We start from the raw sequence: 15739 nt of genomic DNA, 5'->3' as shown, positions 1-15739 counted from the left end.
CTAAACAGAGCAATGCAGCGTAACTTGCAAACCACCCAAATCGGCCGACTTGCCCAGCTGCACATCGACTTGCTGCAAGCTGGCAATGTGACGCACGATGGACCAACCCAAGCCGCTACCCGTAGCCTCAGTGCCCAACACTCGGAAGAAACGCTCACCTAAGCGAGCCATGTCAGCACTCGACAGCCCAGCGCCACTGTCTTCCACGGTCACTTGGGCATGGTGACCGTCCAAGCGCTGCGCATGGATGCGCACCACCGCCCCATCGGGGCTGTAGCGCAAAGCGTTGTCAATCAGGTTGCGAAGCAAGATCTGCCACAACGTGCTTTGCCCGTTGACTTGCAATGGCTCAGGTGCCAGCAGCTCCAGCGTTTGGCCTCGGCGCAAAGCATCGGGTGTGAGGTCGGCCATGACTTGTTGGGCCAGTTGGTCTAGGCGAAAGGGTTCAGACGCTACATCTTGCGGGCCTTCGACACGGGCCAGTGTGAGCAACTGCTCGACCACACGCGAGGCGCGATCACAACCCAGCAAGGTGTCTTGCAAGGCTTGCTGGCGCACTTGGTCATGAGCGGCGGAGGTAAGCGCCACTTGCGCTTGGGCGCGAATGGCGGCAATGGGCGTGCGCAGCTCGTGGGCAGCATCGGCAGTAAAGCGGCGCTCGGTCTCCATGCGTTGGGCCAAGCGCTGCAGCAAGTCGTTGAGCGCGTCCAACATGGGCTGCACTTCTTGGGGCGTTTCGGGCAGACTCACGGGCGTGAGAGTTTGGGTGTCGCGCTTGATCAGCGCTTGGCGTAAGCGCTGCAAGGGTTGCAGGCCTGAACGCACGTTCCACCACAGGCCAATCAGCAACAGCGGCAAGGCAATGGTGAGCGGCGGCAAGAAGCCCAGCAGCACCGCACGCAAAATTTCGTCGCGGCTGTCTAAGCGCTCGGCCACATAAATTTGCACATCATGTTCGCGCCCAGGGGCTGCAAAAACGCGCCACGATTTGCCATCGGGCAAAGTCAGCGTTTCAAAACCTGACTTGTGCTGCGCCATGGGCTCGTGCGCCACATTGGGCGAATGCATGACCAAGCGATCTTCGTCAAACACTTGGTAGGCGACGCGATGGGCGTATTTGTGCAAGGTGGGCGCATCCAACAAAGGCTCTTCGTCTTCTGGCGTGGCGTTCTGCTGCACCACCAACAAGGCCGCCGATTGCGCCAAGTGGGCGTCTAGCAACTCATCGACTTCATGCTGCGCTTCAAACCAAACAAAGGCAGCCGTGGCCACCCACACCACCAAAACACCGCCTAGGGTGCGCGTGAGCAAGCGCTGCTGTAATGAGAATTTTTGTAACATGTGACTGGCCAACGTATCAAGGCATGACGATGTAACCCACACCGCGCACGGTGTCGATCAGCCCCGCGCCCATCTTGCGACGCAGGTGGTGAATATGAACTTCAATGGTGTTGCTCTCCACCTCATGGCCCCAGCGATACAAGTGCTGTTCTAGCTGCTCGCGTGACAGCACGCGCCCCGCATTGAGCAACAAAGCCTGCAGCAAATCAAACTCTCGGGTGGACAGGCTGATCGTTTCACCCGCACGGCTCACTTGCCGTGCGGTGGGGTCCATCGCCACATCACGCACTTGCAGCAAAGTTTGTGTTTTACCGTGGGCACGACGCACCAAGGCGTGCAAGCGAGCGGCCAACTCATCCAAGTCCACAGGTTTGACCACATAGTCGTCGGCGCCTAGGTTGAGCCCTTCAATGCGTTGAGCCACAGCATCACGCGCCGTCAGCACCAACACGGGGGTGTCGATGCCGCGCGCCCGCACAGCCTTTAGAACGGTCAAGCCATCTTGGCGCGGCAGGCCAATATCCAGCACTGCGGCCTGATGCTGCGCGCTCAACAGTTCGCGTTCTGCGGCCACGCCGTCGCGCACCCAATCCACTTGGAAGCCGCGCTGGTCTAGACCCGCGCGCAAGCCGCCGCCAAGCAGCTCATCATCCTCGGCCAGAAGTATTCGCATAGCCTCGCCACATCGGTCGTAGGGCTTGTGGGCCGCGCCATACGCGCAGCGTCACCACCATCCCCACGTGCACACACACCATCGCCATGACCGCGTTGCCCAAGCCTTCGTGTAGCTCTTGCAAGGCATCGTTCAACCAACCATCGCCTAAAAGTTCATTGTAGGTAGCCCACCCGCTGGCAATCGCCACCGCGCTGAAGGCATAAATACCCAGCACCGCAGCGCTCAGCACCCAGCTGCTAGCACCCACCCAAAAGTTGCGGGTGTGCCATTCGCCTTGCTTAGCCTTGGTCACCCAGACACGCCACATGGCTACGCGGCGCAGCAACAAACCCCAGCGTGCCGAGGCCGGCCCAACCCAACCCCACACCCAACGAAACGCCAGCACAGTGGCCAAGCTGTACCCGCTGTACACATGGACCAAGCGCCAATATTCAGACTCTGAGGTGACATAAGACACAAAAAATGCCAAGGCCATGCTGGCATGCGCCATACGCGTACCAAAGTCCACCACAGGTTGGCGCGCTTGAGACATGACGGTGGGCGCGATCTCTTGCGTAGGATTCAAAACAGTGTGGTTCATTTTGGAATCCTCACGCGATCTTCCTCAAAGTCGCCTTGCGCCGCATCACGGTGGCACGCCGTGCAGTTCGCAGGGCTTTTGATCGACGCACGTTTGAACGTAGCTGCGCTCACCTCTCGGTGTTTGCGCTCAAACCAAGCCGAGCGAGTGATACGGTCAAGTGGCGGCTCTTCGCGCGCACGCTTGCCTTGGCCACCGTAGGTTTGCAACCAAGTGTCGATTTGTTTTTGTGTGGCCGTATCCAACGAGGCATCGCTGCCGTAATGTTTGTCCAAACCATGCATCACCCGTTGCCACGAGGCTTTGTGCAGCAAATTGGGCGGGAACGCCAAGTGGCAGCTGCCGCACTCTTGGCTATACACCGCCGGTGGCGTTGGGCCTTTGTAGCTATCCGCCCACGATGCGGTGATGCTAAATAAGACTGCGGCAACCACGGAGCGCACTAAAAATGAAAAAGCAAAATGCATGACGGTCTCTTATCAACGCAAGGTGATGAGCCAAGCCAACACATCGGCTTTTTCAGCGGCGGTGCATTCCCGCGCCAGCACATCTTTGCAATTGCGGCGAAACCACTTTTCTACTTTGGCGCTGTCAGTAAATCGCTTGGCGTTAGCAACAGGGGCCAATGGCTCAATGGCTTTATCAGTGCTGGCATGACGCCCGCCTACCGTGGGCGATTTGCCGTGGCAGCTGGTGCATTGCCATTCTTGGCCATGACTAGCCTTGAAGAACGTTTCGCCTTTTAGGGCGCTGGCAGGCAGCCCGGACTGCGCGGTGTAGCCCGCCAACAACTCGGCAGGTGTTGCAGCCCATGCATTGAGCGAAACAAATAACAGCACTATGAAGAAGTTGGGAAGCATGGTTGTGTGCCTTTCAAAACCAATGCTAGTGAGCGCGTCTTAGGGTTTTCTTAAGGTTTCCCTCCTGACCCTTAAGGCTGCCTTAATCTGGCGTCAGCACACTTGCGCCATTCGTTGTTGATGGAGTTGGTATGTCACGTTCTGTTTTAAAACCAAAAGTCCTTGCCTTGCTACTGGCTGCCACTGGTTTTCTTAGCGCATGCGGAGGGGGCGGGGGCGGAGGTGACAGCGATGCCTATTGGTCTGCTAACCCAGCAGGAGCTGCGACTTTCAACGGTGCAGCTGCCGCTTATCAGGGTTCCATCACCGGTTTAGGTTCCATCGTGGTCAACGGCGTTCGGTTTGAGACCACAGACTCTGTGGTTTACGACAGCGATGACTTCAGCTCCAGCTATGACAGCAACACATCCACCTTCAGCAGCCCACTCGCACTGGGCATGACCGTCGCATTGTTTGGCGATGTCGACGATGCGCAAAACCTAGGACGCGCGGCTCGCATTCGCGTGGTCGGCGGAGTGCGCGGGACGATGAACGCCATCAGCGCGTCTGCCATTACTCTGCCAACGCAAGTCATTCAAATCACCTCTGCCACAACTTATGGCGGCACATCCAATGGCACATCGAGTGGCACAGCGGTAACGACTTATGCTGACTTAGCAGCACTCGCCGGCACAAACCCGTTACTCACTATCTATGGCCTTACCCAAGCAGATGGCAGCTTCTTGGCCACCCGCGTTGTAGTCACCAATCCAGCAACACATGCATTGGATCTAGCGGTGCGGGGCAACATCACAGCGATCACAGGAAATACCTACACGGTTAAGACAGGCGCAGCTTCGAGCATCACGGTGGACTGTAGTGCTTGCACAATTCAACCCACTGGCAACGTACCCGTAGTTGGGGATGCGGTTCGTGCATTGGCCCCACTCAGCACAGATTGGGATGGCACGACCCTGACAGCCACACGTTTGCAATTGGTCAACGCAGCTTATCTCACCCGTTTCAATGGTGCCCCCAACGCCTCGACTTATGCCAAGATCAAAGGCATTGCCACCCAGTCGAACGGCAATTGGTATGTGGGAGGTGTTGAGGTCAGTGGTGCCACCTTGACTGCCAACACGCTTTACGAAATCAAAGGTACTTGGTCAGGCTCGGTGCTAAACGCATCTCGGGTAGAGGTCGAGGGACAGCGCAGCTTTACCAACGGCCAGGGTCAAACCTTGACTTATTCCAACGAGTTTTATGGCGCTGTCAGCAACTTGAGTGGCAGCACCTTCACCGTTCAAGGTGTAAATGTGAATGCTGGCTCTGCTTACTTTCCGATTGGCTCAATCGCTAACCTTAGCAATGGCTCTTTTGTAGAGGTCAAAGGCAACTACGTGAACGGCAGCTTGAGCGCCACAAAAGTAGAGATCAAATACGCTTCAAACAGTAACGCCAGCACAGGACGCGTATTTGAAATGTATGGCCAAGTCAGCGGCTGGTCTGGCGTCAACAGCACCTTTAACTTGACGCGTTTGGGTGTGACCTATACCGCACAAACTTCTGCCAACACATACTTCAAATACGGCGCGCCAAGCAACGGCAGCTATGTGGAAGTCAAAGGCTATATGGATGCCAACAACATCTTCCAAGTGATCAAGCTCGAGTTGAAAACCGGTTACCACGACTACGACGATTGATGCGTTAGCCCAGCTCACGCACCAGAGCAATGGCTTCGTCCACCCGCTCGACCGCATGCACCTTTAAGCCTTCAATCGGTTTTTTAGGTGCATTCGCCTTAGGAATGATAGCCACGCTAAAGCCCAGTTTGGCGGCTTCTTTCAAGCGCTCTTGACCACGCGGTGCGGGGCGCACCTCGCCCGCCAAGCCCACTTCGCCAAAGGCAATGAAGCCTTGCGGCAGCGGCTTACCACGTAAGCTACTTTGAATTGACAGCAGCACCGACAAGTCTGCTGCCGGTTCGCTGATGCGCACGCCGCCGACGGCGTTGACGAACACATCTTGGTCCATGCACGCCACGCCTGCGTGGCGATGCAACACAGCCAGCAACATGGCCAAGCGATCGCGGTCCAAGCCCACGCTCAAGCGGCGGGGCGATGGGCCACCGGTATCAACCAAGGCTTGCACCTCCACCAACATGGGCCGCGTGCCTTCAAGCGTGACCAGCACACAACTTCCGGGCACGGGCTCGGTGTGTTGGCTCAAAAAGATGGCGCTCGGGTTGCTCACACCTTTCAAGCCTTTTTCGGTCATGGCAAAGACGCCAATTTCGTTCACCGCACCAAAGCGGTTTTTGATGGCGCGCACCAAACGGTAGCTGGAATGGGTGTCGCCTTCAAAGTACAACACCGTGTCCACCATGTGCTCGAGCACGCGCGGGCCAGCGAGTGCGCCCTCTTTGGTTACGTGCCCCACCAACACCACGGCGGTCCCTGTGGACTTGGCCATGCGCGTGAGGTGTGCCGCGCATTCGCGCACCTGCGCCACCGAGCCCGGTGCGCTGGTGAGTTGATCGGAATACACGGTTTGAATGGAGTCCATCACCACCACGGCAGGCTGCAATTTGTCGACGGTGGCCAACACTTTTTCAAGCTGGGTTTCAGCCAGCACTTGCACTTGCGAGTGGTCCAACCCCAAACGACGCGAGCGCAGGGCCACTTGTGCACCCGACTCTTCACCCGTCACATACAGCGTGCTCATGCCGCTGCGCTGCAAACCGTCCATGGCTTGCAACAACAACGTGGATTTGCCAATGCCGGGGTCGCCGCCAATCAGCACCACGCCGCCTTCCACCATGCCGCCGCCCAACACGCGGTCTAGCTCGTCTTGGCCCGTGGGTGTGCGGGCCACGTCTTGCGCTTCGATGTCGGAAAGAATCGCCACCTCTGATGCGGGGGCCAAGGCGGCCATACCGGCGTAGCGATTTTTGGTGGCGGCAGCGGTTTCGACTGCGCTTTCTATCAGCGTGTTCCATGCGCCGCAGGACGGGCATTTGCCCAGCCACTTGGCGCTGATGCCACCGCAGTCGGTACAGGTGTATTGGGTTTTGTCTTTGGCCATGCCCAGATATTACTGGATAAATAGCCAGTAGTATTGACTGGTGTCACTGATACGCGACATCTTGCAAGCGAGCTTGCTCCCACACATGGTCGATTTCAGCTCTGAGTGACTCCATTGACAGCGGCTTGGACACATACCCATCCATGCCCGCTTGAAAATAGCGCTCGCGGTCACCTTTGAGCGCATTGGCGGTTACCGCGATGATCGGGGTTCGCCTCAGGTGTTTTGTTTTTTCAAGGTCACGAATCAACTGGGTTGCCTCTATGCCGCCCATTTCTGGCATTTGAATGTCCATCAAAATCACATCAAAGTGGCGGTTGTCGAAGGCATCCACCGCCTCCATGCCATTGCTCGCCAAGGTGACCTCAAAGCCGAGGCGGTTGAGCAAAATAGACTGCAGCGTTTGGTTGATCGGCGTGTCTTCCACCAGCAGTATTTGTCGCGCGGGGACCGCAGAGGGTCTCTCAGCCACGGCACCCACTGCAGCCTGCGCATTTGTTTCTAGCTTGGCCAAGCTGTTGAGGCAACTCATCAGTTCATGGGCATCTATTGGTTTGATCAAGAAGCCCTGCAATTCCAATTCCACCAACTGATGTTGAGAGGTTTGCTCACTCAAAGCCCCCATCATGAACACTGGCAGCTGATGGGCAGTGCGTTGCTGGCGTAACTGTGACGCCAAGGCATAACCGTCTATGTCCGGCATATTCACATCGATCAGGGCGCACACGGCTTGCGCCAGTTGTGGGGTGTGCAGGGCTTGAGCGGCACCATCACACATCACAGGTTTCAACCCCACATCACTCAGACGCTTAGCCAAAACTTGACGACTGCTGGCGGTGTCATCCACCAGCAGCACGGTTTTGCCGCGCAAACTTGTGTTGAGCTCAGGCAATGTGTCCTGTGTGCGAGACGTCGATTGCAAATGCACAGTAAAACTAAACACACTGCCTTTGCCGACCTGGCTTTGAACCGTGATCTCCCCGCCCATCATCTGAACCAAACTCCGACTGATGGCCAACCCAAGGCCTGAGCCTCCAAACCGACGCGCGGTGCTGGAGTCCGCTTGGGTGAACACATCAAAAATCAAGCTCTGCTTTTCTAAGGAAATTCCAATCCCCGTGTCTTTGATGTGCATGATCAGCCAGACGCCATCATCTGACGGGGCTGGCTTGAGTTGTTCAACGGTCAGCATGACCTCACCTTGGGCCGTGAATTTGATGGCATTGCCCAACAAATTACTGATCACCTGCTGCAAACGCAAAGGATCACCAACAACCATATCGGGCACATCGGTGCCCACATCGCAAACGAATTCCAATTCTTTCTCGGAGGCACGTAAAGAAAGCGTTCGTGTTGCTTGCCTCAGCAAACCATGCAGGGAAAACTCATGCGGATCAAGATGTAGTTTTCGCGCCTCTATTTTTGAAAAATCCAAAATGTCGTTGATCACCACCAAGAGTGAATTCGCCGACACTGACACCATCTCCAAATAGCTGCGTTGCTCGGCCGTCAGTTGGGTTTGCAAACACAACTCCGTCATTCCCAAAATCCCATTCATGGGGGTGCGAATTTCATGGCTCATCGTGGCCAAGAAACTGCTCTTAGAGGCGTTGGCCTCTTGTGCTGCGTCGCGGGCCAACGACAACTCGGTCTCAGCGCGGATGCGCGCATCCATGAATTCGTTGAATGCACGAACCACGGTCTTAATTTCTTGCCCACCAATCTCCTGAACGGCCGTAGCAGTTTTGCCATCTCGCATCTGCGTTGCCTTGTCGTGCATGGCCTGCGCCAACTGCGCCAGCGGCTGCACCAAGCGACTGGCAAAGCTCAACAAGAACGGCACGATGGCCAACATCAACAGCACGCTGACCAAGACCATCTTTTCGTACAAATCCGCAAGGGGCTTGAACGCCTCGGCCGAAGGAATCACAGAAGCCACAATCCAGTCCGTGGTGGCTAGTCGTTTAAAAGTAAACAAACCTTTCAAACCCCTTGTATTGACCCCTTCTTGGGTACCTTCAAATCCTTGCATTGCGTTTTCAAACGGCGCATTGCCCGTATTTGGCGGCAGTGGCTTCAAGATCACATTCGGATCTGGGTGTGCAATGCGAACACGATCTTTGGTCACCAAATAGTAATAGCCATCTTCACCATTTTTTTGGGTGGCAATCGACCCCAACAGGTTAGGCTTATAAAGATTGAGCACACCGCCAATGATGCCAATCAAGCGCCCTTTGGCATCCTTGATAGGCGCAGCAATCACGACAATGGGTTGCTTCGTGGCCTTGCCCAAAATCGGTTTAGAAATGACCGGTTTTTCTGTCGCAATGACGCCTTGGATGTAATCGCGTGAAGACATGTCGAGCGTGCGACGACCTGCTTTGATCGGCCAGTCGACCAGCAGAATTCCTTTGGCGTCAAATATGTACAGGTCGTCGTACACATTGAAAAGCGCGAATTCCCGCTGCAGGAATTTTTCTAAGGCAGCAACGTTTGCCATTGAAGAAGGCGGCACATTCGCGCCGACACTTGCCAGCATGTCCATGCTGTTTTGCAATTTTTCGTCGAGGCTCTGAGCAAAGGCCGTGAGACTGCGAAATTCGTTCTTTTCAATTCGCTGAACAATATCGCCGCGAAGCACCGAAAACTGCAAAATCAACTGCGCGAGTAGCAACACAAACCCGATCGCGATCACACTCAGCGATAACTGCAGCTTAATGCTTAGGTTTTTCATTTTGGAGAAAGTTGGTAACTTCTCCGGACCATAGCAGGCCCACTAGCTAACGGCTTAAGTACCGCTCTCTTTCTTTCAGACCTTCAAGCTTGAGTGCTTAGTCTTGAGAGAAGTTCACCCGCGCTGACACCGCACACATCAGCTCATAGCCGACAGTGCCTGCTGCCTTCGCGACGTCATCAATCGGCAACACAGCCCCTTGACTGGCCTTGCCCCACAGCGTCACTTCACTGCCAAAGGCTGCTTGTGGGGTGGGGCCGAGATCCACAGCAATCATGTCCATGCTCACGCGCCCCAGCGTGCGGGTGCGCACGCCTTCAACCAGCACAGGTGTTCCGGTAGGGCAATGGCGTGGATAGCCATCCGCGTACCCACAAGCCACGATGCCAATGCGCATCGGCGCATCCGCTGTAAACGATGAGCCGTAGCCCACGGTGTCGCCGGCTTGCAGCGTTTGCACCGCAATGATTCGACTGCGCAGGCTAAGGGTGGGCTGCAAACCCCATTGCGCCATATCGTGCTCAGGAAAATCAGGTGCACTGCCGTACAACGCAATGCCAGGACGCACCCAATCGGCGGCCACAGCCGTGTCGCTGGCATGTCGCAACAAGCCCGCACTATTGCAAGTGCTGCGCTCGCCAGGCAAGTCCTCGGTGGTTTTGGCAAAGACGCGCATTTGTTCGGCAATGCCTTTAGGTCCATCCGCGTCACTGAAATGCGTTACCAAAGAAATTTCATCGACTTGCGGCAGTTGGTTCAGCCGCGTCCAAGCCGACCGGAACCGTGTGGGCGTGAAACCCAAACGGTTCATACCACTGTTCATTTTGAGGAATACCCGATGCGGGACTTGTGTTTTGTGACGGCTGAGCATGTCAATCTGTTCGTCGCAATGCACGGTATGCCACAGGTCAAGGCGTGAGCACAGCTCTAAGTCGCGCGCTTCAAACACCCCCTCCAGCAAAAGCACGGGGCCGCGCCAGCCCAAGCTGCGCAAGCGTTGCGCCTCATCTAGGTCCAACAACGCAAAGCCATCGGCACCACGTAAACCGTCAAACACACGTTCAATGCCATGACCATACGCATTGGCTTTGACGACAGCCCACACGCGAGCGTCTGGAGCAGCAGCGCGCATGCGGGCCAAGTTGTGACGCAGCGCGTCGGTGTGAACAAAGGCTTGAATCGGACGGGGCATAGTCAATATTGTGGCACCCGCGTGATATAACCTCGGGTAGTTCAAGAAGAAAGAAAAAACAACAGGTGTACAGCTCTTCTGCACACCTGCCAGACCTACCCATGAAGCGCGGTTTTTACACCATCATGTCGGCGCAGTTTTTCAGCTCGCTGGCCGACAACGCACTGTTCGTCACAGCCGTAGAACTCCTCAAATCCGATGGCGCACCCGAGTGGCAACGTGCGGCTCTTGTGCCTATGTTCGCTTTGTTTTACGTGGTGCTCGCACCCTTTGTGGGCGCATTTGCCGACGCGAGACCGAAAGGCGAGGTCATGCTCATGAGCAACACCATCAAAGTGGTGGGCTGCTTGATGATGTTGTTTGGCGTGCATCCTTTGCTCGCCTACGCCGTGGTGGGATTGGGCGCGGCAGCGTATTCACCTGCCAAGTACGGCATCTTGACCGAGTTGCTCCCTGCATCTCAGTTGGTCAAAGCGAACGGCTGGATCGAGGGCTTGACGATCGCCTCCATCATCTTGGGCGTGTTGTTGGGTGGCCAGCTGGTCGGCCCCAATTTGTCAGCATGGTTGCTGTCGTTTGACTTGCCACTACTCACGACAGGCGTTGACACCTCCGCCGAAGCCGCCATTTGCCTGCTGATTCCGCTGTACGCCTTGGCCGCTTGGTTCAACAAACGCATTCCCTACACCGGTGCCGCGCTCATTCCCATGCGCCTTGATCCAGAAAAAAGCATGGTGCGCAATTTGTTGGCACTCCTGCCCGATTTTTGGCATTGCAACCAGCGTCTGTGGCAAGACAAGCTGGGCCAAATCTCATTGGCCACCACCACCTTGTTTTGGGGTGTCAGCGGCAACTTGCGCTACATCGTCTTGGCATGGAGTGCTGCTGCTTTGGGCTACACCACCACGCAAGCGTCAAGCTTGGTGGGTGTCGTTGCCATTGGCACGGCTGTCGGTGCTGTGGTCGCATCTATAAAGATGAAGCTCGACCATGCCACACGCCTCATGCCTTTGGGCATCGCCATGGGTTGCTTCGTGGTGGCCATGAACTTCATTGACAACTTGTGGTTGGCTGTGCCCTTCCTCATCATCTTGGGCGCTTTAGGTGGCTTCTTGGTGGTACCGATGAATGCGCTGTTGCAACACCGCGGCCACAACCTCATGGGAGCAGGTCGCTCCATTGCTGTGCAAAACCTGAATGAACAACTGTGCATTTTGGGTTTGGGCTTTTTGTACACGTTTAGCACCGGCATGGGACTCAGCGCCTTTGGTGCCATCACCGCCTTTGGCGTGTTGGTCGGCTATGTGATGTGGCTCATCAAGCTGTGGCATGAACACAACCACAACCACCACCGCGAGGAGTTGGCGCGTTTGATGCACATCGCACGCAACGACGATTTGCACGGCTAAGCAGTCCGCACACAGCACCTCATGACGCGCCCCGCGCTGGCCGTGTTGGCCTTGGCTTTCAATGCGCTGGTATGGGGCTTGTCGTGGTTCCCTTTACGTGCGCTGGACGCGCAAGGCCTGCACCCTTTATGGGCCACGGCGGCTGTCTTCACCCTGGCAACGATCGTACTGAGCTTGATCTGTCCTTCAGGTTGGACACACTTCAGACAACACCCGCAACTCTATTGGCTCATGGCCGTGTCTGGCCTCACCAATGTGGGGTTCAACTGGGCCGTCACCACTGGCGATGTGGTGCGCGTGGTGTTGCTGTTTTATCTGATGCCGACTTGGTCGTTGTTGCTGGCATGGTGGCTGCTGGATGAACGCCCCACACGGGGGGCATTGGTGCGCTTGTCGCTCACTTTGGTGGGTATGGTGCTCGTCCTCACCACACCTGCATCGCCTTGGCCACTGCCGCAAGATCTGGCTGATGTTCTTGCTCTGCTCGCAGGTTTTTGTTTTGCCCTGACCAATATTTGGTTGCTGCGTTTGCAACACACACCTGAGTCGTCGCGCATGGTCGCCATGTTTGCAGGCGGCGCTTGGATGGCCATCGCGTGCGCGTTGCTGGCATCCACTCTGAGCGTGATACCACCGCTCTTTGCATCGCCTCTTGAAAATGCCAGCCTCTCCGTCCTCACAAGCTGGGCACCTTGGGTGCTGGGGCTGAGCGCCGCATTTTTGCTGTCTAACTTTTCTTTGCAGTACGGCGCGGCGCGCTTAAGCGCACACACCACAGCGATGGTGATGATGTCGGAAGTGGTCTTCGCCAGTGTGTCCTCAGTTGCACTAGGGGCTTCCGTGCTCACATGGCGCGTCGCGCTGGGTGGCGGCATGATTGTGGTCATGGCCTTGCTGGCATCGCATGCACATACATCCATGGAGACTCACAAATGACCGCGCTCAAAGATTTCGCCGCCCAACGCATCGACGGCACACCTCTGTCCTTTGCTGACCTGCAAAACCAAGTTTTGCTGATTGTGAACACCGCTAGTGCCTGCGGCTTCACGCCCCAGTTTGAAGGGCTAGAGGCGTTGCATCAAACCTATGGTTCACGCGGTCTCGCCGTGATTGGCTTTCCATGCAACCAGTTTGGCGCCCAAGACTCGGGCACCAACGCGGAAATCGGCGCCTTTTGCCAACGCAACTACGGCGTGAGCTTCACGATGATGGAAAAAGTAGATGTGAACGGCGACAACGCCCATCCATTATTTAAGTGGCTCAAAGCCGAAGCACCGGGTCTTTTGGGCAGCGAGGGCATCAAATGGAACTTCACCAAGTTCTTGGTCGGCAAAGACGGTCACGTGCTCAAGCGATATGCATCGATGGATGCGCCAGCCAAGCTGGCCAAAGACATCGAAGCAGCTTTGGCGGCTTAATTCAAAGCCGCATCCAGCACTTCCACCCAATGCTTCACAGGCACATCTGTGCCGCTTTGCAAGTGAGTGATACAGCCCACGTTGGCACTCAGGATGGCTTGGGGCTTGAGTGCATCCAAGTTACCCAACTTGCGGTCACGCAACGTGTAGCTGATGTCGGGGTTGAGCACGCTGTAGGTACCTGCAGAGCCGCAGCACAGATGTGATTCATGGTTAGCGACTTGAATTGAGAAACCCAAGGCCGCCATGTGTTGCTCCACACCACCTTTGAGCTTTTGACCGTGTTGCAAGGTGCAAGGCGGGTGATACGCCTGAGCGCCTACCGCAGCAACCGCCGCTGCGTTCAATTTAGGTTTGAGTAAGGGCACCAACTCGGGCAACAACTCGCTCAAGTCTTGGGTGAGATCGCTGATGCGTTTGGCTTTGGCGGCATAAACCGCATCATCCTTCAACACATGGCCGTAGTCTTTCACCATCACGCCACAGCCTGAGGCGTTCATCACAATGGCTTCCACGCCTTGCTCGACAAACGGCCACCACGCGTCAATGTTGGCGCGTATTTGCACCAAGCTACCGTCTTGGTCATTCAAGTGAAATTTGACTGCACCGCAGCATCCCGCTTCGGGCGCCACAATGGTTTGAATACCCGCGGCATCCAGCACACGCGCAGTGGCCGTGTTGATGTTGGGCAGCATGGCGGGCTGCACACAGCCTGCGAGCATGAGCACTTTGCGGGGGTGTTGCGTTGTGGGCCACACCACGCCATTGCGCTCAGCAGTTTGAGGCGCTGGCACTTTGGCTTTGAGCTTGGCAGGCAATACACCGCGCACCGCTTGGCCGAGCTTCATGGCCGGCGCGAACAGCGGAGAAGTGAGGCCTTCTTTCAAGGCCCAACGCATGAAGCGTTCACCCACAGGGCGCGGCACTTGCGCGTCCACCACCTTGCGGCCCACGTCCACCAAGTGACCGTATTGCACGCCGCTGGGGCACGTGCTTTCGCAGTTGCGGCAAGTGAGGCAGCGGTCCAAGTGTTGCTGCGTGGCTCGCGTGGGCGTGGCACCTTCAAACACTTGTTTCATCAAATAGATGCGGCCGCGTGGGCCATCGAGTTCATCGCCTAACAGTTGGTAGGTCGGGCACGTCGCTGTGCAAAAACCGCAGTGCACGCACTTGCGCAAAATGGCTTCGGCTTGTTCGCCTTCGGGTGTGCCGACGTATTGGGGGGCCAGGTTGGTTTGCATGTGAGGCTCTGTGTTTTAAACACGACCAGGGTTGAAGATACCGGCTGGGTCAAACTGTTTTTTGAGTTCGTTTTGAATGCGCTGCTGCACCGCGTTGAGTGGGGTGTACACGCCTACGGCTTTATCGGCGTCACCATGTGCAGCGCTGGTACGGAACAAGGTGGCGTGGCCGCCTGCTTTCACCGCCGCCTCGCGCACTTGCGCAACGGCTGAGGCAGGCGCCCACAACCAACGCTGGGCACCATGCCACTCGATGTATTGGGCGCATGCAACGCCGTTGACACGCACATCCAGCACAGGCGCGGTTTGCGGCACGCTCAGGCGCCACAAGCAGTCTTGATCGGTTGGGGCTTTGAAGAAATCCAAAGTGTGCTCGCCGCTGCCACGCCAGTCGTCAACGACATCCTGTGCATTCATGCGTGTCACGTGTGCACCCAAGGCTTGCACATCAGCGCTCATTTTGGTCACGGCGGCATCCACGGCTGCAACAGCCCCACGCAAGCGGACAAAGAAAAAATCTTGCGCCGGATCGGCGGTGGTGTCGTACACCCACGCGCTGGCGTTCAAGGGCAAGGGTTGACCGCCCCATTGGTTGATGAGTTTCAAGGCTTGCGCTTGGCTAACGCCAGCGCACACCAAAGTGGCCTCACCGGGCGCGACAGGCAACACCTTCAATGACACCTCGGTGATGAGCCCCAACTGACCCCAGCTACCGGCCAACAAACGCGACACGTCATAGCCCGCCACGTTCTTCATCACTTGACCGCCAAAGGTGAGGTGTTCGCCTTTGCCATTGATGACGCGTGCACCCAGCACAAAATCGCGCACCGTGCCCACGCTGGCGCGCGAGGGCCCCGCCAACCCTGCAGCCACCATGCCACCAATCGTGGTGCCTTCGCCCAAAGCATCGTGCCGCCCTGCTGAGAAGTGCGGTGGCTCGAAAGCAAAGCTCTGACCTTTTTCAGCCAACGCCGCTTCAACCTCGGCCAAGGGGGTGCCTGCACGCACGGTGATCACCAACTCGCTGGGTTCATAACTCAAGATGCCACTGTAAGCGCGGGTGTCTAGCACTTCGCCTTGCAGCGATTGCCCCAAAAAGTCTTTGGTACCACCCCCACGCAAGCGCAAGGGCTGGCTGGTTTGAGTGGCGTGAAGGATACGGTCGGTGAGGTGTTGCAGCGTGTCTTGCATGAACCGCATGGTAGCCGCTAGGTTTGCAGCTGGT

14 protein-coding genes are annotated in these 15739 nt (G+C 56.6%); 4 read left to right on the top strand and 10 right to left on the bottom strand.

The annotated features are described in order from the left end of the window. Genes QMG27_RS00330 through QMG27_RS00310 form a run of 5 tightly spaced genes read right to left on the bottom strand, consistent with a single transcriptional unit; the run spans nucleotide 1 to nucleotide 3457 of the window. Nucleotides 1-1341 (bottom strand): ATP-binding protein, encoded by a 1341-nt coding sequence (locus QMG27_RS00330; RefSeq protein ID WP_281812009.1) that lies wholly within the window; start codon nucleotides 1339-1341, stop codon nucleotides 1-3. 16 nt (nucleotides 1342-1357) lie between these two features. After that, a complete protein-coding gene (locus tag QMG27_RS00325) occupies nucleotides 1358-2014 on the bottom strand; it encodes a winged helix-turn-helix domain-containing protein (protein WP_281812007.1) in 657 nt (218 codons plus the stop codon). Beyond that, complete coding sequence (locus tag QMG27_RS00320) at nucleotides 1989-2597, bottom strand: cytochrome b/b6 domain-containing protein (RefSeq protein ID WP_281812005.1); 609 nt, start codon at nucleotides 2595-2597, stop codon at nucleotides 1989-1991. Before QMG27_RS00320 ends, QMG27_RS00325 begins: the two co-directional genes overlap by 26 nt. Beyond that, nucleotides 2594-3064: a diheme cytochrome c gene (locus QMG27_RS00315; RefSeq protein ID WP_281812003.1), complete on the bottom strand. Its 471-nt coding sequence runs from the start codon at nucleotides 3062-3064 to the stop codon at nucleotides 2594-2596. Before QMG27_RS00315 ends, QMG27_RS00320 begins: the two co-directional genes overlap by 4 nt. A gap of 12 nt (nucleotides 3065-3076) precedes the next feature. Next, nucleotides 3077-3457, bottom strand: a complete 381-nt coding sequence (locus tag QMG27_RS00310) for a DUF1924 domain-containing protein (protein WP_281812001.1) — start codon at nucleotides 3455-3457, stop codon at nucleotides 3077-3079. Between the two features lie 131 nt (nucleotides 3458-3588). Here QMG27_RS00310 and QMG27_RS00305 point away from each other — a divergent pair, with 131 nt between their 5' ends. Continuing rightward, a complete protein-coding gene (locus QMG27_RS00305) occupies nucleotides 3589-5139 on the top strand; it encodes a DUF5666 domain-containing protein (RefSeq protein WP_281811999.1) in 1551 nt (516 codons plus the stop codon). A 4-nt stretch (nucleotides 5140-5143) separates the two neighbouring features. On the opposite strand, the gene radA is transcribed toward QMG27_RS00305, so the two are convergent. The 3 genes from radA to alr form a co-directional block, all read right to left on the bottom strand. After that, on the bottom strand, nucleotides 5144-6520 hold the full coding sequence (radA, locus tag QMG27_RS00300) for a DNA repair protein RadA (RefSeq protein ID WP_281811997.1): 1377 nt from the start codon (nucleotides 6518-6520) through the stop codon (nucleotides 5144-5146). A 43-nt stretch (nucleotides 6521-6563) separates the two neighbouring features. Beyond that, nucleotides 6564-9254 (bottom strand): response regulator, encoded by a 2691-nt coding sequence (locus QMG27_RS00295; protein WP_281811995.1) that lies wholly within the window; start codon nucleotides 9252-9254, stop codon nucleotides 6564-6566. Nucleotides 9255-9351: 97 nt separating this feature from the next. Further along, complete coding sequence (gene alr, locus QMG27_RS00290; RefSeq protein ID WP_281811993.1) at nucleotides 9352-10446, bottom strand: alanine racemase; 1095 nt, start codon at nucleotides 10444-10446, stop codon at nucleotides 9352-9354. A 101-nt stretch (nucleotides 10447-10547) separates the two neighbouring features. On the opposite strand from alr, the gene lplT reads away from it, so the two are divergent. From lplT to QMG27_RS00275, 3 genes are read left to right on the top strand one after another with little or no spacing between them, the layout of a single operon-like run. Continuing rightward, nucleotides 10548-11855, top strand: a complete 1308-nt coding sequence (gene lplT / locus QMG27_RS00285) for a lysophospholipid transporter LplT (RefSeq protein WP_281814684.1) — start codon at nucleotides 10548-10550, stop codon at nucleotides 11853-11855. Nucleotides 11856-11876: 21 nt separating this feature from the next. Further along, entirely contained in the window at nucleotides 11877-12791 is a 915-nt protein-coding gene (locus tag QMG27_RS00280; protein ID WP_281811991.1) for a DMT family transporter, read from the top strand. Beyond that, nucleotides 12788-13273, top strand: a complete 486-nt coding sequence (locus QMG27_RS00275; protein ID WP_281811989.1) for a glutathione peroxidase — start codon at nucleotides 12788-12790, stop codon at nucleotides 13271-13273. Before QMG27_RS00280 ends, QMG27_RS00275 begins: the two co-directional genes overlap by 4 nt. Here the strand turns inward: QMG27_RS00275 and glcF are convergent. Together glcF and glcE are read right to left on the bottom strand one after the other, a co-directional pair. Then, on the bottom strand, nucleotides 13270-14514 hold the full coding sequence (gene glcF / locus QMG27_RS00270) for a glycolate oxidase subunit GlcF (RefSeq protein WP_281811987.1): 1245 nt from the start codon (nucleotides 14512-14514) through the stop codon (nucleotides 13270-13272). The genes QMG27_RS00275 and glcF overlap by 4 nt on opposite strands. Nucleotides 14515-14529: 15 nt before the next feature. Beyond that, complete coding sequence (gene glcE, locus QMG27_RS00265) at nucleotides 14530-15705, bottom strand: glycolate oxidase subunit GlcE (RefSeq protein WP_281814682.1); 1176 nt, start codon at nucleotides 15703-15705, stop codon at nucleotides 14530-14532. Nucleotides 15706-15739: the final 34 nt, after the last annotated feature.

It is taken from the genome of Limnohabitans sp. MORI2, from assembly GCF_027925025.1.
Lineage (GTDB): Bacteria > Pseudomonadota > Gammaproteobacteria > Burkholderiales > Burkholderiaceae_C > Limnohabitans.
Note: the sequence above shows the minus strand (reverse complement) of the source record. Positions and strands in the feature narration are given on the sequence as shown.

What these genes read in the sequence shown, in the direction of transcription:
- QMG27_RS00330 (WP_281812009.1), bottom strand. Translation starts at nt 1,341, where the DNA reads ATGTTACAAAAATTCTCATTACAGCAGCGCTTGCTCACGCGCACCCTA.
- QMG27_RS00325 (WP_281812007.1), bottom strand. Translation starts at nt 2,014, where the DNA reads ATGCGAATACTTCTGGCCGAGGATGATGAGCTGCTTGGCGGCGGCTTG.
- QMG27_RS00320 (WP_281812005.1), bottom strand. Translation starts at nt 2,597, where the DNA reads ATGAACCACACTGTTTTGAATCCTACGCAAGAGATCGCGCCCACCGTC.
- QMG27_RS00315 (WP_281812003.1), bottom strand. Translation starts at nt 3,064, where the DNA reads ATGCATTTTGCTTTTTCATTTTTAGTGCGCTCCGTGGTTGCCGCAGTC.
- QMG27_RS00310 (WP_281812001.1), bottom strand. Translation starts at nt 3,457, where the DNA reads ATGCTTCCCAACTTCTTCATAGTGCTGTTATTTGTTTCGCTCAATGCA.
- QMG27_RS00305 (WP_281811999.1), top strand. Translation starts at nt 3,589, where the DNA reads ATGTCACGTTCTGTTTTAAAACCAAAAGTCCTTGCCTTGCTACTGGCT.
- radA (WP_281811997.1), bottom strand. Translation starts at nt 6,520, where the DNA reads ATGGCCAAAGACAAAACCCAATACACCTGTACCGACTGCGGTGGCATC.
- QMG27_RS00295 (WP_281811995.1), bottom strand. Translation starts at nt 9,254, where the DNA reads ATGAAAAACCTAAGCATTAAGCTGCAGTTATCGCTGAGTGTGATCGCG.
- alr (WP_281811993.1), bottom strand. Translation starts at nt 10,446, where the DNA reads ATGCCCCGTCCGATTCAAGCCTTTGTTCACACCGACGCGCTGCGTCAC.
- lplT (WP_281814684.1), top strand. Translation starts at nt 10,548, where the DNA reads ATGAAGCGCGGTTTTTACACCATCATGTCGGCGCAGTTTTTCAGCTCG.
- QMG27_RS00280 (WP_281811991.1), top strand. Translation starts at nt 11,877, where the DNA reads ATGACGCGCCCCGCGCTGGCCGTGTTGGCCTTGGCTTTCAATGCGCTG.
- QMG27_RS00275 (WP_281811989.1), top strand. Translation starts at nt 12,788, where the DNA reads ATGACCGCGCTCAAAGATTTCGCCGCCCAACGCATCGACGGCACACCT.
- glcF (WP_281811987.1), bottom strand. Translation starts at nt 14,514, where the DNA reads ATGCAAACCAACCTGGCCCCCCAATACGTCGGCACACCCGAAGGCGAA.
- glcE (WP_281814682.1), bottom strand. Translation starts at nt 15,705, where the DNA reads ATGCAAGACACGCTGCAACACCTCACCGACCGTATCCTTCACGCCACT.